The organism is Corynebacterium pygosceleis (assembly GCF_016595275.2).
GTDB lineage: Bacteria > Actinomycetota > Actinomycetes > Mycobacteriales > Mycobacteriaceae > Corynebacterium > Corynebacterium pygosceleis.
In genome coordinates, this window is the sequence record NZ_JAENIQ020000007.1 from 1 (window position 1) to 22,665 (window position 22,665).

General features: G+C 67.0%; 22 protein-coding genes. 12 read left to right on the forward strand and 10 right to left on the reverse strand.

All coding sequences use genetic code 11. The annotated features are described in order from the left end of the window. Positions 1–840: 840 nt before the first annotated feature. From JIM94_RS10940 to JIM94_RS10950, 3 genes are all read right to left on the reverse strand, one after another. On the reverse strand, positions 841–3,438 hold the full coding sequence (locus JIM94_RS10940; RefSeq protein WP_200253322.1) for an ABC transporter permease: 2,598 nt from the start codon (positions 3,436–3,438) through the stop codon (positions 841–843). 8 nt (positions 3,439–3,446) lie between these two features. Next, positions 3,447–4,241: an ABC transporter ATP-binding protein gene (locus JIM94_RS10945; protein WP_200253320.1), complete on the reverse strand. Its 795-nt coding sequence runs from the start codon at positions 4,239–4,241 to the stop codon at positions 3,447–3,449. A 113-nt stretch (positions 4,242–4,354) separates the two neighbouring features. After that, a complete protein-coding gene (locus JIM94_RS10950) occupies positions 4,355–5,350 on the reverse strand; it encodes a pseudouridine synthase (RefSeq protein ID WP_234039531.1) in 996 nt (331 codons plus the stop codon). Between JIM94_RS10950 and JIM94_RS10955 the strand changes: the two genes are divergently transcribed. The 5 genes from JIM94_RS10955 (at position 5,349) to JIM94_RS10975 (ending at position 8,987) form a co-directional block, all read left to right on the forward strand. Continuing rightward, complete coding sequence (locus JIM94_RS10955) at positions 5,349–5,531, forward strand: hypothetical protein (protein ID WP_200253316.1); 183 nt, start codon at positions 5,349–5,351, stop codon at positions 5,529–5,531. The two genes, JIM94_RS10950 and JIM94_RS10955, sit on opposite strands and share 2 nt — an antisense overlap. After that, positions 5,528–6,544 carry an LLM class flavin-dependent oxidoreductase gene (locus JIM94_RS10960; protein ID WP_200253314.1) on the forward strand — a complete coding sequence of 339 codons (1,017 nt, stop codon included), beginning with the start codon at positions 5,528–5,530 and terminating at the stop codon, positions 6,542–6,544. The genes JIM94_RS10955 and JIM94_RS10960 overlap by 4 nt, the downstream gene beginning before the upstream one ends. A 120-nt stretch (positions 6,545–6,664) precedes the next feature. Continuing rightward, a complete protein-coding gene (locus tag JIM94_RS10965) occupies positions 6,665–7,591 on the forward strand; it encodes a universal stress protein (RefSeq protein WP_200253312.1) in 927 nt (308 codons plus the stop codon). A 263-nt stretch (positions 7,592–7,854) separates the two neighbouring features. Continuing rightward, on the forward strand, positions 7,855–8,106 hold the full coding sequence (locus JIM94_RS10970; RefSeq protein ID WP_200253310.1) for a GlsB/YeaQ/YmgE family stress response membrane protein: 252 nt from the start codon (positions 7,855–7,857) through the stop codon (positions 8,104–8,106). A gap of 218 nt (positions 8,107–8,324) precedes the next feature. Next, positions 8,325–8,987, forward strand: a complete 663-nt coding sequence (locus JIM94_RS10975; protein ID WP_200253336.1) for a TetR/AcrR family transcriptional regulator — start codon at positions 8,325–8,327, stop codon at positions 8,985–8,987. Here the strand turns inward: JIM94_RS10975 and yidC are convergent. Next, positions 8,975–10,246 carry a membrane protein insertase YidC gene (yidC, locus tag JIM94_RS10980; protein ID WP_200253308.1) on the reverse strand — a complete coding sequence of 424 codons (1,272 nt, stop codon included), beginning with the start codon at positions 10,244–10,246 and terminating at the stop codon, positions 8,975–8,977. The two genes, JIM94_RS10975 and yidC, sit on opposite strands and share 13 nt — an antisense overlap. Before the next feature lie 169 nt (positions 10,247–10,415). Between yidC and JIM94_RS10985 the strand changes: the two genes are divergently transcribed. Further along, on the forward strand, positions 10,416–11,240 hold the full coding sequence (locus tag JIM94_RS10985; RefSeq protein ID WP_234039529.1) for a class E sortase: 825 nt from the start codon (positions 10,416–10,418) through the stop codon (positions 11,238–11,240). 1 nt (position 11,241) lies between these two features. After that, the gene (locus JIM94_RS10990; RefSeq protein ID WP_200253304.1) at positions 11,242–11,394 is read left to right on the forward strand and encodes a hypothetical protein; all 153 of its coding nucleotides are present in this window, start codon (positions 11,242–11,244) and stop codon (positions 11,392–11,394) included. Here JIM94_RS10990 and JIM94_RS10995 read toward each other — a convergent pair. After that, on the reverse strand, positions 11,391–11,996 hold the full coding sequence (locus JIM94_RS10995; protein WP_234039527.1) for a DUF2020 domain-containing protein: 606 nt from the start codon (positions 11,994–11,996) through the stop codon (positions 11,391–11,393). The genes JIM94_RS10990 and JIM94_RS10995 overlap by 4 nt on opposite strands. On the opposite strand from JIM94_RS10995, the gene JIM94_RS11000 reads away from it, so the two are divergent. Together JIM94_RS11000 and JIM94_RS11005 are read left to right on the forward strand one after the other, a co-directional pair. Further along, positions 11,995–13,284: a sensor histidine kinase gene (locus tag JIM94_RS11000; protein ID WP_234039525.1), complete on the forward strand. Its 1,290-nt coding sequence runs from the start codon at positions 11,995–11,997 to the stop codon at positions 13,282–13,284. The genes JIM94_RS10995 and JIM94_RS11000 overlap by 2 nt on opposite strands. Before the next feature lie 79 nt (positions 13,285–13,363). Next, positions 13,364–14,002 (forward strand): LuxR C-terminal-related transcriptional regulator, encoded by a 639-nt coding sequence (locus JIM94_RS11005; RefSeq protein WP_200253302.1) that lies wholly within the window; start codon positions 13,364–13,366, stop codon positions 14,000–14,002. A 225-nt stretch (positions 14,003–14,227) separates the two neighbouring features. On the opposite strand, the gene JIM94_RS11010 is transcribed toward JIM94_RS11005, so the two are convergent. Then, complete coding sequence (locus JIM94_RS11010) at positions 14,228–14,563, reverse strand: histone-like nucleoid-structuring protein Lsr2 (protein WP_200253300.1); 336 nt, start codon at positions 14,561–14,563, stop codon at positions 14,228–14,230. Between the two features lie 588 nt (positions 14,564–15,151). Next, the gene (locus tag JIM94_RS11015) at positions 15,152–15,790 is read right to left on the reverse strand and encodes a DUF6474 family protein (RefSeq protein ID WP_200253298.1); all 639 of its coding nucleotides are present in this window, start codon (positions 15,788–15,790) and stop codon (positions 15,152–15,154) included. Positions 15,791–15,874: 84 nt separating this feature from the next. Here JIM94_RS11015 and JIM94_RS11020 point away from each other — a divergent pair, with 84 nt between their 5' ends. Further along, entirely contained in the window at positions 15,875–17,404 is a 1,530-nt protein-coding gene (locus tag JIM94_RS11020) for a TM0106 family RecB-like putative nuclease (protein WP_200253297.1), read from the forward strand. Here JIM94_RS11020 and JIM94_RS11025 read toward each other — a convergent pair. After that, positions 17,394–18,764: a hypothetical protein gene (locus JIM94_RS11025; protein ID WP_200253295.1), complete on the reverse strand. Its 1,371-nt coding sequence runs from the start codon at positions 18,762–18,764 to the stop codon at positions 17,394–17,396. The genes JIM94_RS11020 and JIM94_RS11025 overlap by 11 nt on opposite strands. Before the next feature lie 4 nt (positions 18,765–18,768). Beyond that, positions 18,769–20,028, reverse strand: a complete 1,260-nt coding sequence (locus tag JIM94_RS11030; protein ID WP_200253293.1) for an MFS transporter — start codon at positions 20,026–20,028, stop codon at positions 18,769–18,771. An 86-nt stretch (positions 20,029–20,114) separates the two neighbouring features. Between JIM94_RS11030 and JIM94_RS11035 the strand changes: the two genes are divergently transcribed. Next, positions 20,115–21,032, forward strand: a complete 918-nt coding sequence (locus tag JIM94_RS11035; RefSeq protein WP_200253291.1) for a LysR family transcriptional regulator — start codon at positions 20,115–20,117, stop codon at positions 21,030–21,032. 75 nt (positions 21,033–21,107) lie between these two features. Here the strand turns inward: JIM94_RS11035 and JIM94_RS11040 are convergent, their stop codons facing one another. Beyond that, positions 21,108–21,716: a superoxide dismutase gene (locus tag JIM94_RS11040; RefSeq protein ID WP_200253289.1), complete on the reverse strand. Its 609-nt coding sequence runs from the start codon at positions 21,714–21,716 to the stop codon at positions 21,108–21,110. A 254-nt stretch (positions 21,717–21,970) separates the two neighbouring features. Here JIM94_RS11040 and msrA point away from each other — a divergent pair, with 254 nt between their 5' ends. Beyond that, positions 21,971–22,648, forward strand: coding sequence for a peptide-methionine (S)-S-oxide reductase MsrA (msrA, locus tag JIM94_RS11045; RefSeq protein ID WP_200253287.1), 678 nt, complete (start codon positions 21,971–21,973; stop codon positions 22,646–22,648). Positions 22,649–22,665 lie beyond the last annotated feature (17 nt).

Genomic DNA, 22,665 nt, shown 5'->3' on the forward strand with positions numbered 1-22,665 from the left:
TTCCCTAGGGGTGGTGCCCCCTTTTTCGTCGTTGCCCCACCGGACACGCGGCACCGCCCCACGTCGACCGTGGCCCGCGTCCCACCGAACCGGGAACAACACACCCGGGTCAGATAAGTCCCGGCGTATGCGTCGCAGAATGTCCTTCCTGCTCCGGACCGGTCCTCATCCCGGTGTCGACTGCCCCTGTTGCGGACCGTGCCGAAGTCACGGGCCATGTGCAGGTAGGACACGTACGGCTTGTACCCCGTAGACGGGCCTCCGGTAGACGGAACGCCGGAACGGAGAAAAGGATACGTCCACCACGTCTCAGATGTGGTCAACGTATCCTCCCCACATTTCCGGGAGTACGGTGCCACCGGGTGATCCGGAGCTCATCTCGTCGACCGCCCTCCCGGCGATTCAGTGCCGGTGCCACCGGGAGGCCATCGCCGGCAGCTTGTCGAGGTGGGGTAACTGACCTTTGCTGCGGAGACACCCCGACGGCGGTGGGGCCACGGGTCCGACGGACCCTGGCCCGATTGCGGTGTGACCCGCCGAACCTGCTGATGGTTTACCTGCGGACGATGTCTTTCCGTCGATACGGGGTAACGGCTTCGCTGGTCGGCGGCACGTGTGCCTTTGTGCTCCGGTCGACCACCGGAGGGCGTGTGACGCTAAGCGGTCCTCCGGTAACCCCCGTGGCGTTTTTCCCCGGGATGTCTCCCGTGTCGGCTGGGCCGGTTCCGACGGGGAGGGCCCCTGTTCCGAGGAAACCGCACCCGGATGGTTGTAGCCGAAGCAAGAGAAAGGGCGGGCCACCGGAAACGAGAATCCGGTGGCCCGCCCTTTCGGTGGGGCTCAGCGATCGCTGATCGCGTCGAGTGGTTTGGTCTTCGCGGCCCGGTGTCCGGGCCACACGGCGGCGATGACGCCGACGACGGCTGACGCCACGAGCATGATGCCGAGCTGTCCCCACGGAACGATGACGGTCTCGAGGGAATCCTCACCGACGGTTCGGGTGAAGCACCATCCGAGTCCGAGACCGACCGCGGCGCCCAGCAGCGCACCGAACAGGGCGATGACGACGGACTCGAGGTAGATCATCCGGCGGATCTGGCCGCGTTGGGTGCCCAGCGCGCGGAGCATGCCGATTTCGCGGCGGCGTTCGGTGACGGACAGTGCGAGCGTGTTGATGATTCCGAGGACGGCGATGATGACGGCGAGTCCGAGGAGACCGTAGAGAATGCCCAGGAGCTGGTCGACCTGGTTGGCCTGGGAACTGGCGTACTCGTCCTTCGACATCACCTGGACGACGAGGTAGTCGGACATCGCGGTGCGGAGTGCGTCACCGAGTTCGGATTCTGAGGTTCCGTCGGACCGGTCGACGAGGACCGTCTCGATGTCCATCTGATTCAGGGGCAGGAGTTCCGTCGCCGCGGAGACACTGATGAAACCGGGGCCTCCGGCCTGCATCTCCTCATAGGTGCCGAGGAGGGGTACCTCGACGGGGCCGGATCCGGCGGGAGTGGAGAGGGCGACGGTGTCACCGACGTGGAGGTTGAAGCGGTCGGCGATGTCCCTGAAGAGAATGACACCACGTTCGTCGCGGAGGTTGCCGGATCCCTCGGTGATGGTGACGGCCAGTCCCTCACCGGAGTCGAGGTTGAGGTTCGAGACAGGGCTCTTCGGGATCCCGCCGAAGGCCGGGTACAACGGTGCACCGTTGACCAGGATCGGTGCGTGGTAGACGGTGTGCGCCGCCTCAACCTCGTCGAGGGCCGTGATCCGGTCGGGTACGGAGGACGGGATCTTGAACACGTTGGAGTTCTGTGCGGTGACGACGTAGTCGGAGGTGAACACGTCGTCGACGATGCTCTCGATGCTGTGGCGCATGGTGGCGCCGAGCATGCCGATGGAGCTGACCATCATCAGCCCCAGGGTGAGCGCGAAGGCTGTGGCGGCGGTACGTCGGGGGCTGCGCCGGGAGTTTGTCGAGGCGAGCTTGCCGACCGCGCCGAAGGGTGCGCCGATGATGCGGCCGAGTCCCCCGACCACCGGGATGGACAGTGCCGGGCCGATGAGCCACACGCCGATGATGACGGCGAGCGCGCCGACGCCGATGGAGATGAGCCGGTACTTGATCTCGTCGACACTGGTGGTGAACGCCCCGAAGAGGCAGAGTGCCGCGCCGACGCCGGTGATGAGGCCACCGATGACCGTGCGGGCGCGGAGGGAGTTGTGGGAGGAGCTGTCTCCGCTGCGCATCGCTTCGACGGGGTGGATGGAACCTGCGCGGCGTGCGGGGGCCCAGGCGCTCAGGACGGTGACGATCGCACCGACCACCAGCGGAACGATGATGGTGGAGGGGGTGAGGGACAGGCCACTGTCCGGCATGCCGATGCCGCCGGTCTTCAGGGCGAAGAAGAGCCCCTTGGCCAGGGCGACACCGAGGACGATGCCGAGTGCGGAGCCGATGACACCGACGATGACGGCCTCACCGATGACGGACCGGGTGATCTGGGAGCGGGAGGCGCCGATGCTGCGGAGCAGCGCGAACTCGCGGGTCCGTTCGGCGACGATCATCGCGAAGGTGTTGGAGATGATGAACGTTCCGACGAGGAGCGCGATCGCCGCGAACGCCCACAGGAAGTAGTTGACGAAGCTCAGGGCCTTCTTGAGTTCCTTGGTCTGACGTTCGACGAGAACATCGGCGTCGTCGACGGACAGGTCCGGGTAGGTGGCGCGGAGATCGTCGATGACCCCGTCGAGGTCGGCGCCGTCCGCGAGGACGAGAGACGCGGAGTTCACCAGGTTGTCGGGGGCGTAGATGTCCAGGAACTGGTCCTCGGGCAGGAGGACGCCGATCCACCCGCCGGTGGCGGTCGGTACATCGTAGGTGCCGGTGACGGTGACCTCGAACTGATCGCCGGGGGTGACCACGGTGACCTTGTCACCGATGGTGATGTCCCCGCGTTCCGCGGCACTGGTGTTGACCGCCACCTCGTCGGTGTCCCCGGGCCATGCGCCGTCGACGAGGGTGAGGGAGCCGGCGTTCTCCTGGTCCGGGTTGTACGGGATCGCGTCCGAGGGGGCACCGCCGGTCTGGATGGCTTTTCCGTCGCTGCCGGCGAGAATCATCGGCGCGGGCTGGACGATCATGTCGGCGGCGGTGAGGTCGTCCCGCTCACGGATCTCGCGGACCGTGTCGGCGTCCAGTGCGCGCCCCGCACCGTCCGGACCGGAGACGACGATGTCGACGTCGTCGTACTGTGTGGCGATGATCTTGGCGAAACTGCTCGACAGGGATGCGGTGAACATCGAGGAACCCGCGATGAAGGCGGTTCCGAGGACGACGGCGAGGATCGTCAGGGCGAGGCGGAGCTTGTGGGCGGCGATCGTCCGGCGGGAGATCGTCCGCATGGGTTTGCGGAGCCCGGTGTGTGTGGATGTGCTCATGGTGCGGCTCACAGTTTCTCGATGTCGGCCATCACGGACAGGATGCTCTCGGCGGTGGGATCGTCGAGTTCGTTGACGATCCTGCCGTCGGCGAGGAAGATCACCCGGTCGGCGTAGCTCGCGGCTTTGGCGTCGTGGGTGACGATGACGACGGTCTGGTCGAGATCGTCGACGGCGGCGCGGAGAATGTCCATGACCTCGGCCGAGGCGTTGGAGTCCAGGTTTCCGGTCGGTTCATCGCCGAAGATGATCTCGGGACGGCTGATGAGCGCCCGGGCGACGGCGACGCGCTGCTGCTGTCCGCCGGAGAGTTCGGTGGGCCGGTGGTCGAGTCGCCTGGCGAGGCCGAGTCGGGTGGTCACCTCCCCGAACCAGTCCCGGTCGACGGTTCCGCCCGCGATGTCGACGGGGAGGGTGATGTTCTCGGCCGCGGTGAGCGTGGGGACGAGATTGAAGGACTGGAAGACGAAACCGAGCCGGTCGCGCCGCAGTGCGGTGATCTGACGGTCGGGCAGTCCCGCCAGGTTCGTGTCACCGATGAACGTCGCGCCTTCGGTGACGCTGTCGAGTCCGGCCATGCAGTGCATGAGGGTGGACTTGCCGGATCCGGAGGGGCCCATGATCGCGGTGAACTGGCCCTTCTTCAGGGTGACGGAGACCCCGTCGAGAGCGCTGACGACGGTCTCACCGGATCCGTAACGCTTGACCAGGTTCTCGGCGCGGGCGGCGGGAGTGCCGTCCGGGGTCGGGTCGGTGGGCGTCGTGGAAACAGGACAGGTCACGTTCTCTCCTCGAAAATTCATGTTTGTGCAGGGCATTCCGGTTCATCCGGGTGGACTCACCCCAAGCCTAAACCCTGCCGCAGGGTAAAGGTACAGGGCAACCGTCCACGGGTCTGCCCGGGCGGTCGCCCGGTTCAGGGGCGGTCCGACGTGAAGGTGCGGTGTTCGCCGCTGAGGGGATCGGTGAATGCGAGGGCGGTCGCGCGGAGGTGCATGGGGATCCGGAAGTCCTCGTCGTCCTCGGGGAGGATGTCCGGGTAGAGCGGATCACCGAGGATGGGGGCTCCTGCGGTGAGCATGTGCAACCGGAGTTGGTGGGTACGTCCGGTGGCCGGGTGGAGGGTGTAGTGGGCCTGCCGGGGGAGTGGCCCGTGGACGGACTCGAGGGCGGCCTGTTCTGTGTCGTTGACGGGGGACACGGAGCTGACGGTGGTCCGTGCGTTCGGTTCCCCGTCCTCGAGGTAGGCCTGTAGCCTGCCCCGGGTCTTCTGCATCCTGTGCTCCCAGGTCACCGGGCCTTCCGCCACGGCTGTCGCCAGGTCGGGAAGGAACGTGGCCGTCGCCCGGTATGTCTTGCGGACGCTGCGGGAGGCGAACAGTTGCTGGTAGGCGCCGCGGACGGCGGGGTCGCAGGTCAGGACGAGGATCCCCGCTGTCAGCCGGTCGAGGCGGTGGGCCGGTGTGAGATCGGGGTTCCCGGTCTTCCGGCGCAGTCTGACCACGGCGGTTTCGGTGATGTGACGTCCGCGTGGCATCGTCGCGAGGAAGTGCGGCTTGTCGACGACGAGGAGGTGTTCGTCGTGGTGGATGATGCGGCAGTCGCCGGGGACGGGTGTTTCGGGTGCGGGGGTGCGGTAGAACCAGACGTCCTGTCCGGGGGCCAGTACCCTGTCCGGGGGGAGTGGCCTGCCCTGCGGATCGACGACGTCGCCGGCGTCGAAACGTGCGCGGACCGCTCGGGCGTCGTCGCCGGTCGCACGGTGCGACTGGGTGGTGATGAGGGTGGTGACGAACGCGAGTGCTGTCACGGGTGCAGCATCGTCGGGGAGTCGTGCACGGGACGGATTCAGGCCGTCGCGGACCGGAAGAGGTGCCTGACGACGTCTGCGCTGTACTATCCTTTGGCCCATGGACATCAATTCTCTCATGGCTCAGCTGGCTGATTTCTTCAGCAACGGAATCGGCAAGATCATCGGTGACGTGATGCGCGTCATCTATCATTTCCTCTACCCCGCGAACGCTGACGCGGCACGTGTCCTCGAGGCCGCGGATGCCGCGAAGGCTGCGGCCGGAGCCACCGCGGCCCAGTGAGTTCCGCCCCGCCCGGTCTCTCCGTTCTCGATCTCGTCCCCGTTTCCTCGGGGTCGGGGCCGGCTGCGGCGATCCGGGCGGCGTGTGCGGCGGCGCAGACCGCCGAACGGCACGGGTACGACCGCTACTGGTTGGCGGAGCACCACAATTCACCGGCGCTCGCCTGTTCCGCGACGACCGTGCTCATGGGTGCGGTGGCGGCGGCGACGGAGACGATCTGGGTGGGGTCCGGGGGGATCATGCTGCCTAACCATGCTCCCCTGAGGGTCGCGGAGGATCTGGGCACCCTCGCGGTCATGTACCCGGGCCGGATCGACTGCGGGCTCGGGCGCGCGCCGGGGACCGATCCGGGGACCGCCGCCCGGTTACGGCGGGGGTCGGCTGATCTGGTTGATTTCACCCGGGACCTGACGGAACTGCACGACTATCTCGGCCCGGCCACCGGTGCACCGGGGGAGACCGAGGTCATCGGACGCGGTGCCGGTGTGCGGCTCTTCGTGCTCGGTTCGTCGACGGGCGGGGCCCGTGCGGCGGCGGAGCTGGGGTTGCCCTTCTCCTTCGCCAGTCACTTCGCGCCCGACCAGCTGCATGAGGCGCTCGCCGTGTACCGGGGGAACTTCAATCCCGACGCCCCGACCGCCCAGGTCTCCGCGCCGTGGGTGAGCGCCGCCGTGAACGTCATGGCCGCGGACACCGTGGCGGAGGCTCAGCGGCAGCTTCTGACGCTGCGGCACTCCTTCGCCGGTGTGCTCACGGGCCGGAGGGGTCCGCTCGTCGCGCCCGGGGACACCGTGGAACCGCACCCGATCCTTGAGGCACGTGTCCATCACTCGCTCCGTGTGACCGCCTGTGGAACGGCGGCGGGGGTCGTGGACCAGTTGCTCGACTGGGCGGTCCCGCTGGGGTTGGACGAGATCGTCACGGTCACCTACGCGCACGACCCGGAGGTTCGGCGGAGATCCCTCGCTCTCGTCGGGGACGAGTGGGCACGGCGGCGGAATTGCTGCATGTGACGGCCCTTTCATCCCCTTCCCCGCGGATGTCGAGTGGGTAGAATGGGGGGTGGAAACGGTGTCCGGACCGGACACCGGACAGAGGCCGGATCAGGTCCGGCGGGAAAGGTCGTGATCGGGATGACCCAGCACACCAGTGAACGGAAACCAGGGCGTGAGGACATCGTCGTTGTCGCGGTGGACGGTTCCGAGGCGTCGAAGGTCGCGGTCAGGTGGGCCGCGAACACCGCGGACAAGCGGGGTGTCCCGTTGCGTCTCGCGGCGAGCTACACCATGCCCCAGTTCCTCTACGCGGAGGGGATGGTTCCCCCGCAGTCCATCTTCGATGAACTCCGGGCGGAGACGATGGAGAAGGTCGACGAGGCACGGGCCATCGCCCATGAGCTGGTGCCCGACCTGAGGATCGGCCACGTGGTGGCGGAGGGCAGCCCGATCGACATGCTGCTGGAGATGTCGCCGTCGGTGACGATGATCGTGATGGGTTCCCGTGGTCTCGGGGGGCTGAGCGGCATGGTCATGGGATCTGTGTCCGCGGCGGTCGTCAGCCACGCGAACTGTCCCGTCGTCGTGGTCCGGGAGGACTCGGGGGTGCGGGACGAGACCCGGTACGGTCCCGTGGTCGTCGGTGTGGACGGTTCCGGTACCTCCCGGAAGGCCATCGAGTACGCGTTCGCCGAGGCGTCGGCACGCGGTGCGGAACTCATCGCGGTACACACGTGGATGGACATGCAGGTGCAGACGTCGCTCGCGGGACTGTCCGCGGCGCAGGAACAGTGGGTCACGATCGAGGAGGAACAGGAGGCCCTGCTCGCGGAGCGGCTCGCCGGATTCGCCTCGGAGTACCCGGACGTTCCGGTGAAGAGGCTCGTCACGCGGGACCGTCCCGTCCGGGCGTTGTCGGACGCGGCTCAGGGCGCCCAGCTTCTGGTCGTCGGCTCGCACGGTCGTGGCGGTTTCAAGGGGATGCTGCTCGGTTCGACGTCCCGTGCGCTGCTCCAGTCGGCGCCCTGCCCGATGATGGTCGTGCGCGGACAGGTCGGGGACTGACGGTGAACGCCGCCGGGGGTGTGCGGGTTTTCCCGGCCCCCGGTGACGGCATCGCACCGCGAACCTGCTGATCGTGTGGCGTGGGTAACGCCCGGGTTTCAGTAGGGGAACACTTTGGGTCCAACGGGCCTCCGGGGTTTGTCTGCCGCCGGACACGACCTATATTCATTTGTGGACACCATTGTGGTGGTTTAACGGCGTCATGTTCTTGTTTTCCGGATGCCGGATGAATACCGAAGACTATCTGTAAAAGGAGAATTACAATGCCCGGTCTTTCTTTCCTCGGCTGGATCATCATCGGCGGACTCGCCGGCTGGATCGCCTCCAAGATCAAGGGGACCGATGCCCAGCAGGGCCTGCTCCTCAACATCGTCGTCGGTGTCGTCGGCGGTCTCATCGGCGGCTGGCTGCTCACCCTCTTCGGAATTGATGGTGGCGGCTGGATCTTCAGCTTCCTCACCTGCCTGGTCGGCGCGGTGATCCTGCTGTCGATCGTTCAGGCGGTCCGCAAGTAGTTCCCGGTCTCCGTTTCCGGGAGAGTGGCCGGCACCTGTTTTCAGGTGCCGGCCACTTTTGTGCGCGGGGTCGTCCGTGGTCGCGGCACCGAGGGGGTATTGTGGAGGTGACATGTCTGACCCGGAGCCCCACAGGTGCCGGGTCCCGCCGCCTGCGTCCGTGCAGCCGGGCGGAGAGGAAGGACATCGCTGACGAGCGCAGGAAGGATGTGGGCGTCATCGCCGCCGCTACAACTAAGCCCGATAAACCAACCGGTCGGTCTACCACGAAAGGGCGGAGCGGCAGCCGCCGCCGGAATCGCCCGAGTCCGCGTGAACGTCTGCTGACGAGCGCCACCAAGCTCTTCACCACGGAGGGGATCCGGGTCATCGGCATCGACCGTATCCTGCGTGAGGCCGATGTGGCGAAGGCATCGCTCTACTCCCTGTTCGGTTCCAAGGATGCACTGGTCATCGCCTACCTCCAGGATCTGGACGAGAAGTCCCGGGCGGACTGGGTGCGGAGGACCAGCGGGATGAAGGATCCGGTGGACAGGATCCTCGCGTTCTTCGACCAGGCCATCGATGATGAGCCGGGCCAGGATTTCCGTGGGTCGCACTTCCAGAATGCCGCGAATGAGTATCCCCGCCCCGAGACCGAGAGTGAGCGGGGCATCGTCTCGGCTGTGCAGGAACACCGCCGGTGGATGTTGCAGACGATGGTGGATCTGTTGACGGAGCTCAACGGCTATCCGGGCACGGCGCAGGCGAATCAGCTGCTGATCTTCCTCGACGGCGGCCTCGCGGGGGCCCGGTTGAACCGTAGCGTCGAACCGCTCCGCACCGCCCGTGATCTGGCGAAGCAGCTCCTGATGGTTCCCCCCGCCGACTACTCCATCTGATCTGCGGGACGGTTCCCGTCATCCCCGGACCCGGGGGTGTGGTCCGGGGTCTCGGGCGTACCGGCGGTGTCCGTACCGGCGGCGTCCGCGGCTCCCTCATCGGACTGCCCGCCGGTACCCGGGTTCTTTTTCCGGCGTGCCTTCTCCTCGCGTTTCCGGCGCGCCTTCTCCCGGTCGCGTTCCCGGACCGCTTGACGCCGCTTCTCCTTCGCCTCCTTTTTCGGTGCGTTCAGGGCGTCGATCTCGGCTTTCCGGGTTGCCCGGGCATCGACGTTCATCCGGTGCAGCCTGCCGATCCGGTGGGGGGTGAGCACCATGAGCAGTCGGCGGCGGCGGATATCTCGCCGGACGGCGCGGTCCTCACGGAGCTGCCCGCTGACCTGTTGCTTCGTCTCGTCGCGGAACGCCCTGAACTCCTCGGTCAGCGGATGTTTCTGGTCGAGGATGGCGTTGAGGATGATGGTCTGGCACATGGTCCAGAGATTGCCGGCGAACCAGTAGAGTGCGATGGCGGCGGGGGCCGGGCCGGTGAGACCGAACGCGAGCGGGAAGACGGGGATCACCACGGCGATCATGATCATGAACTTCTGGATCCTGCGGGCGGCCGCGCTCCCGTGGTCCAGGGTGATCTGGGAGCGGTAGATGGAGACCAGCATGTTGATGGTGGTGAACACGGCGGCCGCGATGAGGAACGGGAGCACGAAATGGAACACCGTGTCCCGGTCGGTGCCCAGTGCGGTGAGCTGGTCGGTGGACATCGCCGGGTACGCGGGCATGGGGACGCCGCTGATTCGTCCGTGGAGGAACGCCTCGATGTCTGTGGAGGTGAGGAAGCCGATGGGTTGTTGTTGTGCCGAGTCGAGTCCGCCGGAGGGACGCGCCATCTGGAGAAGAACCTGGTAGAGGCCGATGAACACGGGTAGCTGGATCAGGGCGGGGACACAACCGCCCGCGGGCGAGTAGCGGTGCTTTTTGTAGAGCTCCTTGCGTTCCGCCGTGAGTTCGTCGTCCGCGTCGGCGTCCGTGCGCAGTTCGTACCTCTCCTCGAGTGCACGCAGTTCCGGTCGGAGATTGATGAAGACGCGGTTGGAACGGTACTGGGTCCAGGCGAAGGGCAGGATGATCAGCCTGACGGTGATGATCAGTCCGAAGAGGGACAGCAGCCAGGCGAGGGAGTCGTCCATCCCGATCCAGGAGTGGAGCGCGATGTGCCAGAGCTTCATCACGCCGGAGACCGGGTAGATCAGGAAATCGAGCATGACGGGTGGTTGTCCTCGTACTGTCCGGGGGCCTGCCTCTCGGCAGGAGGGCCGCCCATGATCGTAGTCCAGCGCGGGGCCGGTGCGTCCGGTGGTCGGGGAAGCGGTCGAGCTATGATGGTTGGTCATGAGTCACCGCGCGCCAGATCCGTCGTCACGGACGTCACCGATGTCGCCGCCACAACCGCCGTCACGCCGATTCAGCATCGTGGAGTTCATCGGTGAACTGCTGTTGACGGCGGGTGCGCTTCTCCTCCTGTTCGCGTTCTACGAGTCGTACTGGACGAACATCGAGGCCAGCCGTGAGCAGGAGCGGGTGGCGTCTAACCTCGAGCAGCGGTGGGCGGGGCCGCAGGAGGACGCCGGGGAGGGGCAGCGGGAGAATCCCCGGGTCCGGCGGGAGCTGGCTCTGGGCGAGGCATTCGCCCGCATGTACATTCCCTCGTTCGGACCGGACTTCCATTTCGCGATCGTGGAGGGCACGGAGGACGCGGATCTGCTGGCGGGTCCGGGACGCTACACGGACACCCAGATGCCGGGGCAGCCGGGTAACTTCGCGGTGGCGGGGCACCGCGTCGGCAAGGGGGCCCCGTTCAACGATCTCGGGAACCTCCGCACCTGTGACCCGGTCGTGGTGGAGACCCGGGATTCGTGGGACATCTACCGTGTTCTCCCCGTTGACGCGACGACCGGGGAGCAGCGACGTGCCGCGGCGGCGGAGTGTCTGACACCGGAGCAGGTCGAGCGTGTGGCCGTCGGTGACTACGCCGGTGTCGACGGACGCCTGATAACGGTGCCCGGTGACGTGTCGGTGATCGATCCGGTCCCGGGGCTCCCCGGGGTCGTCGCCGACCCGCACCTGGAGGGGCTGATGACGATGACGACCTGTCATCCGAGGTTCTCGAACGCGCAGCGGATGATCGTGCACGCGATGCTGGTACGGACGGACACGAAGCGGGACGGTTTCCGTCCGGCGGAGCTGGAGGAGAACTGACATGTACGGATTCATCTGGCGTCATCTGCCCGGACCCCGCGCGGTGAAGGCACTGTTGGCCGTTCTTCTCCTGGTCGCCGTGTTCTTCCTGCTGATGGAGGTCGTCTACCCCTGGGTGTCCACCCTGATGCCGTACAACGACGTGGCGGTCTAGCCCAGCTGGAGTCGGCGGATCACCTGCTCGGCGACGATCTGCGGTTTGACGGACTGTTCCTGGTTGGAGAAGACGACCACCGCCGTGGCGCCCTTCTGGACCGCGTAGAGCGCGTGCCCGTTGCCGCCGAACCGGCCGCCGGACCAGCCTTCGGGTTCCTCCGCCGGGTCGGTGGAGGCGACGGGGGCCGCCCAGTCGACGACGGCGGTGGCGGCGTCGGTGGAGTCCATGTGCCGGACGATGACGGTGAGCTGGGGTTCCTCGGGATAGGACCAGTAGACGCAGGCGGGTGTGTCGAAGCGGTCGTCGACGCCGACACCGGTGACACGCTGGCCGTTGGTGTCCGCGACCCACTGTGTGTCCAGGTAGGGGCACTCGACCCAGGAGCCGCGCCCACCGGGGACGACCGGCATCGCGTCGGTCGGCAGCCCGGAGTCGTGGACGGGAGCTTCAGGCGGTGCGGGAGCGTCGGCTGCGGTCTGGTCCTGCGCGGGAGCGGACATCGCGGTGTCCGGTGCGGGTTCCCCGTCGGGGGTCTCACCGCAGGAGGTGAGGGCGAGGAGCGGCAGCAGACTGGACAGTGCAAGTAAGGTACGGCGCATGGGACTTAGCGTAGGGACCGAATCCGCCGACCGCACCTCGGGTGCTCCCGGGGAGCGGAGCATACGGCAGGGTATCCACATACTCACCGGGGTGCTGCTGCTCGTGGTGGCGTTCGCGGCGGTGAAGTCCGAGGCCGTGCAGCTGCTCATCACACTGGCGTTGTGTGCGGGGTTCTCGGGCACCTACGTTCTGGGGGCGCGGACACGTGACCGGATGTCGGGCGGCCAGAGTCAGGTGTGGTTGCTGGCGTTGACGTTGCTGTGGGTGCTCCTCATCCCGATGCAGCCGACCGCCATCTACCTGGTTTTTCCGCTGTACTTCCTGTATCTGCAGGTACTGGATGACGTCCGTGGTGTCATTGCCGTGATCGGGGCGACAGCGGTGTCGGTGTTCTCGCAGTGGCCGCATCTCACGGCGGGGGCGATTCTCGGCCCGACCGTCGCTGCGTTGGTGTCCATCGGCATCGACTACGCCTTCAAGACGCTGTGGAAGGTCTCCGCCGAACGTGAGGAACTCATCGCGGAACTGCTGGAGACCCGGTCCCAGCTGGCGGACACCGAACGGGCAGCGGGGATCGCCGCCGAGCGGCAGCGTATCGCGCACGAGATCCATGACACCCTGGCGCAGGGGTTGTCGAGCATCCAGATGCTGCTGTACGTCGCCGAGCAGGAGCTGAAGAAGACGGGGATCCGTGATGATGAGGCGGAGACGATCCTGAAGCGTATCGATCAGGCTCGGACGACTGCGGCGGACAACCTGGGTGAGGCCCGGGCGATGATCGCCGCACTGCAACCGGCGGCCCTGTCGCGGACCTCCCTGGAGGGGGCGCTGCACCGGGTCGCGAACGGTATCGTCGGCACCGAGGTGACGATCGCCGTCGAGGGGGATGAGCGGCAGCTCCCGATGCGGACGGAGGCGTCACTGCTGCGGATCGCGCAGGGTGCGATGGGGAATGTCGCGAAACACGCTGACGCCGGGCGGTGCCATGTCACGCTGACCTACGGTGAGGACGAGGTCCGGCTGGATGTGGTGGATGACGGGTGCGGCTTCGATCCCGAGGCCGTGGGGGAGCGTCCGCGTGGGTTGGGGCACATCGGCCTTGACGCCATGCGGCAACGTGCAGCAGAGCAACACGGTACGCTGACTGTTGAATCCGCGCCGGGTCAGGGGACCGCGGTGTCCATCGCGATTCCCGTGGAGGATGGTGCACCGGTTCAGGCCCGTCGTGCCATGGCGCTCACACAGTTCGATGAACCCGGTTGCACACCGGAGGACACCGATCGGTAGCGGAGGCCGCCGGGACCGGTGTCGGTGTGCAGTCCCCGGTCGCCCGTGAAAAACACAAGGGAAGAGACGTTAGTAGACGATGATCAGAGTCTTGCTCGCTGATGACCATGAGATTGTCCGGTTGGGTCTGCGTGCCGTGCTGGAGGAGGCCGAGGACATTGAGGTGGTCGGTGAGGTCGCCACTGCCGAAGCTGCGATCGCGGCCGCTCAGGCAGGTGGCCTCGATGTCATCCTGATGGATCTGCGCTTCGGTGCGGGTGCGGAGGGGACGCTGGTGTCCACCGGCGCCGACGCCACCGCGGAGATCAAGCGCACGATGAAGAATCCGCCGAACGTTCTGGTGGTGACCAACTACGACACCGATGCCGAGATCATGGGTGCGATAGAGGCCGGTGCCGTCGGGTACCTGTTGAAGGATGCCCCGCCCTCCGAGCTGCTGGCCGCGGTGCGGTCGGCGGCGGAGGGTGATTCCGCGTTGTCCCCGGTGGTGGCGAACCGTCTGATGACGCGGGTGCGTACCCCCCGGACGTCTCTCACCCCCCGGGAACTGGAGGTTCTCAAGTTGGTTGCTGCGGGGTCGTCGAACCGGGAGATCGGGAAGGTTCTCTTCCTCTCCGAGGCGACCGTGAAGTCGCATCTGGTGCACATCTACGACAAACTCGGTGTCCGGTCACGGACTTCTGCGGTGGCTGCGGCCCGGGAACAGGGAGTTCTGTAGCGCCGGGGTGACATGCTCAGCCGCCATTAGTGTGTGGCGGGGTGTTTGCCACGGTGGGCACCGGTGGTTGAGTGGCGGTGTCGAATTCTCCGGTTGTCCTGTCCACGGAAAAGCGGGAACACCGGTGGCTGATGATGTTAGCCACCGGTGTTCCCGCTTTTGCCTCACCCGGCTCACCCGGATTCGGTTCATTCGCCTCTCGCCGGCACCACCGGGAGACGGAACTCAGTTCGCCGCAGTGAAGGCCTCGACGATGTTGTCCGGGATCTTGCCGCGGTCGGCGACCTCGTAGCCGTTCTCCCGGGCCCACTGGCGGATCTCCTTGGTGCGGCTCCGGGAGCCACCGCCGGAACGGCGACGCTGGCGTGTCGTGCCGGTCCGCTTGCGGCCGACCTCGATGTAGCGCTGGAGAGACTCGCGGAGCTCGTTGGCGTGCTCCTCGTTCAGGTCCACGGAGTAGTCCGTGCCGTCGAGGGAGAAGTGCACGACGTGCAGCTCATCCTCGCTGAGCGGGGTCTTGGTCAGATCGTCGAAGTACTGGGTGATTTCCCGTCGTGCCATGGTGTCTGCTCCTTCATTGGTGTGTTGCGTGATTGGTTCACGGAAGACGTGGGTGGAGACGGCCGCCCGGATGGAATCCGGGGATCCACTGTGGGGAAAAACACGAATCCATTCTGTCGGATTTCCCGGTTCCGATTCAGCCGGAACCTGTCCGGCTGAAAACGGCAATACCGCATCTGGATCGTATCCGGAGATCGGGTGATTCTGGGAAGTGGAGTGGACATACAGCGTTTCTCACCGCTTCGGAGAAAGAATATACGATTCCTGTAATTTGCACAATGTGACAGGTAGTTAGAAGGCGAAGCGGGAATCCGGACATTCTCGACCTCTAATCACTTGATGATCTCCGAGAATCAATTCTGGGACTGGTGTAGCTGAGAAAGATTCAAAAATTCATGAGGACAGCTGTGAATTGAATCTAAAACAGATGTACGGCGAATTGAAGTGCCCGTCCCGGCTGTGGTGTCGCGGGGCCCGGAGAGGCGCACCGTCACCCCGGACCCCGCGTAAAAACGAAAAGACCCGTCGTCCCCGCCGACACGATGCCGGAGGGATGACGGGCGGTGCGAGAGAACCCGACCCCGGATTTCAGTTCCTGTTCTGCAGGCGGTCCTGGATCTGTGCCGCGAGGGCGTCCAACTCCCTGGCCACGCTGTTGTGGCTCCGCCGCCGCTGTTGCGGTGCGAGGTACTCGGCGTTGTTCACGGCACTGACGAGTTCGTCGAGCCGGTCCTTCGCGTCGATCCGGAAACCGGCGGCGACGGGAGCGGAATCGAGATTCTCCCGGATCCCGTCGATGCGGGCCTTCAACGGGGCGCCGTGGCCGGAGTGGCGGGCCAGCTGATCCGTGGTGACACCGTGGCGGCGCGCCTGCTTCTTCTCGAGCTGCTCACGGACGAGGGTGGCGCCCCGGTAGATCAACGGCAGGGCCAACGGGACGATCATCCGGGCTGCGGCACCGTAGCGGCGCACATTCTGGGTGTTGAAACGTCCCTGCCTGATCTGGGCCAGCTGGTTCTGCGCCATCTTCTTCTCGTGCCGCCGTTTCGCCTTCAGGCCCTTCTTCTCGGCCTTCAGCAGTGACTTCTCCTGCTTCGCGAGGAGCTTGGACCGACGGTGGTTGAGTTTGGCGGTCTGCTTGACCTCGGACTTGGCGCGGGCCTGCGCGGCCTTGATCTCCGCTTTGGTCCTGGCGCGGTTCTTCCGGATCGCCTCGAAAATGCCCATGGTGTCTGTCAGATCTCCCGTTAACGTTGTCGCGGTCGTTTCTTTTCAACCCTACCCGCAGCCGGGGTTAAGCTGACTGTCATTGTGGAGCTGGACATCGAATTGCAACCGTCGGACCTCGTCGGGTGCCGGTACCGGGCGGTGCAACGGCACCTGTTCGCCGACCGGGCACCGACCGAGGCGACGGTGCGGCGTATCGAGCGCGCGGAAGCGGGGAAGGCCCGGGTCCTCGCGCTCCTCCCCGACGGGCCGCGTCCGTGGGACCCGCCCCGGTTCCACCGCGTGCACGTCGACGGCGCCGGGGACGAGGCCGAGTTCGGGACCCTGGAGGCTCTCGCGGCACAGGCCACGATCATCACGGGCGCCGTGTTCACCGGGGTGTCCGGGGGCAGGCGCTGGCGGTCCACACCGGACGTGCTCATCCGTGACACGGAGGGGCGCTATCTTCCGGTGATCGTCTCCAACCACCGCATAGCCCGGCCGGATGAGGGGCGTCGACAGCGGGTCATCGCCACGTGCCGACTGGGGCTCGGGACGCCCTCCACGGCCGGATACCGGCTCCGGCACCACGCCGTCGACGGTTACCGTCTGGGACTGGCCGCCCGGGCGCTGGCCGAGTTCGGACTGGACAGTGGGCGCGGTGCCGCCATCGGTCAGGACCGGGAACTGGCGTTCCTCGTGGACACCGGCCACTACCAGGCTGCATTGTCGACGGCGCTCGCGGCGCCGCTACCGGACCGGCCGCGGCGCCTGAAGGAGTGCGGTGAGTGCCGCTTCTGGTTCGACTGCGGACCCCGGCTGACGGCGGCGGACGACATCTCGCTGCTGTTTCCCGGTGACCGTGGGGAGCCGTACCGACAGCGTGGCATCGGCACCGTGGCGGAACTCATCGACGCGGACCTCGGGGAACCGTCGGCCCTGGCTGCGGCGTGGCGGGAGCGGATCCCGGTGCTCCGGCGCGTCGGCCGTGTGACGGCACGCCGTTTCGACGTGGAGATCGACATCGACGTGGAGGCCTACCTGGATCAGGGGGCGTATCTCTGGGGGACATATGACGGGCGCGACTACCGCCCGTTCGTCACCTGGGGTGGTCTGGGTACCACCGCCGAGGCGGACACCTTCGCGGAGTTCTGGGCATGGCTGAACTCGGTGCGTGACGACGCGCGCGCCCGGGGACTCGGTTTCGCCGCGTTCTGCTATGCCCGACACGGGGAGAACCACTGGTTGTCCACCAGTGCCCGGAGATTCGCCGGGCACGTCAGCCCGGCCGGGCACCGGGTTCCCCCGGAGGCGGAGATCTCCGCGTTCATCTCCTCCGACGAGTGGGTCGACGTGTTCGCCGCCGTTCGGTCCCAGCTCGTGGGGCCCCGTGGTCTCGGGCTGAAGACGGTGGCGCCGCAGGCCGGGTTCACGTGGGCGGAGGCGGATCTCGACGGGGAGGCCAGCGTCGATCTGTACCGGATCGCGGCAGGTCACACGGATGCGGCGCCGGATGAGGTGATCGAGGCCCGTGATCGACTCCTCAGCTACAACGGTGATGACTGCCGGGCGACATCCGTGGTCCGTGCCTGGCTGGCCGCCGGCGCGCCCGGCACCCCACCGCTCATGGGCTGAATGCGCCCGCGAGAATCAGCCCGGTGAGCGCGCCGAGAACGGTCAGGCCCACCACGACCTGACCGTACGCCGGCCTGTTCCCGCCCGTCGCGGTCGGCGGAGTGCCTGGTTCGTGCGACTCCCGCGGACGGTGTCTCTGCACCGGCACGGCGGTGACCGCCAGCGGGAGGAAAGCTCCGAGGCTCAGCACGACGAAGACGGCGGGAACGGGCCCCGGATCGCCTGGGAGGGGGAGCAGGAGCAGTGCGAGTGAGCCGTTGAGCAGAGTGGACCGCAGCAGACCCAGGGTGTCGAGCAGGCCCATTCCCAGCCGGACGGCGGCCGGCCCACCGCCGATGACCGAGGGGACCAGGAAACTCAGCACCCCGATCAGCAGCTGCGCACCGAACCCCACGAGAAGCGGAGCCACCGGCGGGGAGACGGCGACATGTCCCCCGCGCAGTGCATCGGCGGCGGCGGTGAGGACCCCGACGATCAGCCACGCCGGTGCGGCGAGGACGGCGACCGCCGCGAAGGTGACGCGGTCCCGGGGCTCGGCCAGGACGTCGCGGACGTTCCCCAGCCACGGTAGCGCGGCGATGGCCCACCCGACGGCGTACAGGACGAGACCCGCCCCCAGTGCTGGTGCGAACCCGAGCAGTGCGCCTGTCACGGAGGTGGCGAGGCCGCAGGCCAGGGAGGCGAGCGCCGGTATCGTACGGTCCACCCCTCCCCGTGTGCGCCAGACCGCGGGGAACATGAGCGTGAGGGAACCGAACGCGGCCAGCCCGACGAACCCCGGGAGGTTCAGCAGCAGATGGGCGGTGTGCAGTCGCGGCACCCACGCGCCGGGTACCCCGACGATCAGGAGCGCGCCCGCGGTGACGCCGCCCAGCAGACAGGTCGTGGCGAGCACGTACACGGCGACGACGGGCCGGAAGCGTCGGGTCCGCTCCGCGGCGAGGTACTGCGCGGCGAGGGAGATCCCGTGGAGCAGGGCCCCGGCGGCGACCGAGGCGGCACCGAACAGGGACAGTCGAGGGGACGCGGTTGCCGGGAGCTGGCCCGCGAGGAGCAGCACGGTACCCACGCTCACGGCTCCGATCCGGTACAGCTGGCGTACCTGGTGTGCGCGGGTGGGCCGGGTCCCGGTGAACTGCGCCGTGAAGTACTGGGACCACACCATGATCGAGGTCGTGATCACCCCGATTCCGAGGACGTGAACCGGGATCCAGGTGCCGACCCGCCCTGTTGCGGCTGCCGCGGCTGAACCGGTCAGGAGCAGGAACCAGCAGGCCACCGGGATGTTCGCGTACAGCATCCACCGGCGGCGGGACCATGCGGCCGGAGTCCCCCGGTCAGCGGGGTGTGATGCGGTCATGCCCTCAGGTTAAACCCGACCCCGTGCCGCGGTGGCGCCGGATCCGGTCCCGGGTGAGCGCCACGGCGATGAGCAGTTGCACCCCGAGTACGGCGAGCAGCCAGACGATGAGACCGGTCCACGAGTGACGGACGAGGATGAGACCGGAGAACCAGCCCACGAGCGAGGATCCCAGGTAATAGCAGAACAGGTACATGCTGGAGGCCTCGGCGCGGTCCGAGGTGGCCAGCCTTCCGATCCACCCGGATGCGGTGGAGTGCACGGCGAAGAACGCCGCCGTGAACAACAGGGTCCCGAGGACGGTCACCGCCAGGTTGCCGGACACGGTGAGCGCGATACCCGCGAGGGCGGTGAGGATCATCACGACGAGCACCCTGCCCGGCCCGAACCGGGATGCCCAGGCGCCCGCCCGGGCCGACGACCAGGTGCCCGAGAGGTAGAGGATGAACAGGGCGCCGACGAGCCCCTCGGAGAGTCCGAACCGGTCGATCATCCGGAAACCCAGGTAGTTGTAGAAGGACACGAACACACCCATCACGAGGAATGCCGTGATGAACAGTGCGGCGAGCCGGGGATCGCGCCAGTGTCCGACCATCGCCGTGAACTCACTGCGGACGTGGAGTTCCTTCCGGGTGAAGCGCCGTTGGGCCGGCAGCATCCGCAGGATCACGACGACGAACACCGTGGCGACGAGCGCATCCGCACCGAGCGCCCATCGCCAGGACGCGACCTCGAGGACCCCGGCGGGCACGATCCGGCCGATCAACCCACCGAGTGACGTACCCGCGACATAGACGCCCATCGCGCGGGAGAGGTGGTCGGGGTGCAGTTCCTCCGCCAGCCAGGTCATGGCGACAGCGGGAACACCCGCGAGGAGCGCCCCCTGGAGCCCCCGTCCGGCGATCAGCCACCAGATGCCGGGGGCGAGGGGGAGCAGCGCCCCCAGCGCCACGGCCGCGATCACCGACGCCACGAGCACCCGCCCCCGTCCGAACCTCTCGGAGAGGATGGAGGCCGGAACGATCGCCAGCGCCAGTGCGCCGGTCGTCGCGGAGACGGTCAGGGCCGACTGTGTGGGGGTGACCCCGAGTTCGGTGGTGAGTGTCGGCAGCATCGCCTGGGTGCAGTAGAGGGCGTTGAAGCTGGCGAGTCCCGCCGCGAGCATCGCGAGAACGGCCCGGCGGTAGTCGGGGTCGCCACGCCGCAGTCCCTCCGGGAGGTCGGCGGTGGAGGCGTTGTCGGCGGCGGATGAGGTGGTGCCCATGTGACCATCGTGCCGTGCACCGCATAATTAGTAAAATATGAATAACACAGGAAAATAATGCAGAAAACGCATGAAAGGGGTGTCCGGTGCCACGCCGCTCCTCACCACGGCTCGATGACGTTGACGCGTTCATCCACCTCGCGGAATGCGGACACCTCACCGCCACCGCCCGGGAACTCGGAATCCCGCAGCCCACGCTCTCCCGGCGGATCGCCCGACTGGAGGGGGATCTCGGCACCACACTCTTCGACCGTGCCGGACGGTCCCTCACCCTCAACGCCAGGGGACGGGCGTTCCTCGGGCACGCACGCCGCATCAGTGCGGGTTTCGCCGCCGCCAGGACCGACATGGAACGACTCATGGATCCCGAACGGGGGACCGTGCGCATCGACTTCATGCACTCCCTGGGGACCTGGCTGGTGCCGAAACTGCTCCGCTCCTACCGCGCCGGGCACGCGGCGGTGCAGTTCGAACTCCACCAGGGTGCCGCCAGACATCTCGTGGAGCGGGTCCTGACCGATGCCACCGACCTTGCTCTCGTCGGTCCCCGACCCGAGGAGAGCCGTGGCGAGGGGGCCGCACTCGGCTGGCTCCGGCTCCACCGTCAGCCGCTCGCACTCGCCGTCCCGGACGGGCATCCGCTCGCCTCCGGGACGGGACCGCTGGCACTGTCCGCCGCCGCCGGGGAACCGTTCATCGGTATGCGGGCCGGATACGGAACCCGGCAACTGCTCGACGAGCTCACCGCCGGGGCGGGTTTCCGTCCGGACGTCATCTTCGAGTCGATGGAGCTCAGCACCGTCGCCGGGTTGGTCAGTGCGGGGCTCGGGGTGGCGCTGCTGCCCATGGACGATCCCTACCTCACCCCCGTCGGACTGCTGCTCCGTCCCCTGGATCCGCCGGCGCACCGTGAACTCGGGCTGGTCTGGCGCGCGGGGGCCTCCCCCGCTCCACCGGTCGACAGGTTCAGGGAGTTCGTGTCGGCCGTCGGTCCCCGGTCGTGACCCGGAGGTGCCGGGACACGGGAAAACCGCCCACCGTTGCCGGTGGGCGGTTGAAGGTCCCGTACTGCCGGTGTCCTACTTCTTGGCTGCGCCGGCGTAACGCTCGGCGACGTCATCCCAGTTGAAGACGTTCCACACGGCCTTGACGTAATCGGCCTTCACGTTCTTGTACTGGAGGTAGAAGGCGTGCTCCCACATGTCCAGCATGAGCAGCGGGGTCAGGTTCGCGGAGATGTTGCCCTGCTGGTCGGTCAGCTGCTCGATGACGAGACGGCCGCCGATGTGGTCGTAACCCAGGATAGCCCAGCCGGAGCCCTGGAGGCCCAGCGCGGCACCGGAGAAGTGCTCCTTGAACTTCTCGAAGGAGCCGAAGTCCCGCTCGATGGCCTCGGCCAGTTCGCCGGTGGGCTCGCCGCCACCGTTGGGGGAGAGGTTCTTCCAGAAGATGGAGTGGTTGGTGTGGCCACCGAGGTTGAAGGCGAGGTTCTTCGACAGTGCGGTGACCTCATCGCCGATGGTGCCGTTCTCGCGGGCCTTGGCGAGCGCCTCCATGGCGGCGTTGGCGCCCTTGACGTAGTTGGCGTGGTGCTTGGAGTGGTGCAGCTCCATGATCTCGGCGGCGATGTGCGGCTCGAGGGCGTCGTAGGCGTAATCCAGCTCGGGAAGCTCGTAGTAGGTGGTCATGTGACAATCCTTTCGCATAAGTCGAATCACGGATCGTGCCCGCGTCGTTGCCCCATGATAGGTCAAGACAGAATAACGTCACACATCTAGGACGAAATTGTTATAAGTACGTGTGTGCGAACATTTGTCTCCGTATGCTGTCGCCTGCCGCTAGGCGATTAATACCCGAATGGGGGTGGCTCCGTCAGGGGGACATCCATCCCACCCGCCGTCTAGGCTGGTGGTCGGAAAAACCGCCGGGAAAGGAGCCCCACATGGGATGGTTGATCGGTCGTAAACCGGAGATGGTCACCGCCGACGAGGCACTCGGAGGAGGTGCCCACCCGGTTCTGGACGACCCGCGACCCCATGCGGTCCTCGGAACCCCGGTCACCGGTCCCTGGCGGGAGGGGCAGGCCAGTGTCCTCATCGGGATCGGCTGCTTCTGGGGTGCGGAGAAGATCTTCTGGGAGCTCGACGGAGTGGAATCCACCTCCGTCGGATACGCCGGCGGATACACGCCCAACCCCACCTACCGTGAGGTCTGCACCGGCCGGACCGGGCACACGGAGGTCGTCGAGGTGGTGTTCGACCCGACACGCGTCACACTCACGACGATCGTCGCCACGGCCCTCGAGGCCCACGATCCCACCCAGGGTTTCCGCCAGGGCAACGACGTGGGCACCCAGTACCGCTCGGCCTTCTACACGACCGGCACCCCGGAGGGCGCCGCCGCCGACGCCGACGTGATCCGTGGGATGGTCACCGACTACGGCGAACGGCTCTCGGCCGCCGGCTACGGCCCCGTCACCACCGAGATCCTCCCGCTCGCGGACACCCCCGCCGGGGACTACTACCGTGCCGAGGACCACCACCAGCAGTATCTGCACAAGAATCCCGGAGGCTACTGCCCCCACCATTCAACAGGTGTGGCCTGCGGTATTCCGGACTAGGCCACGTCAGGGCCCGG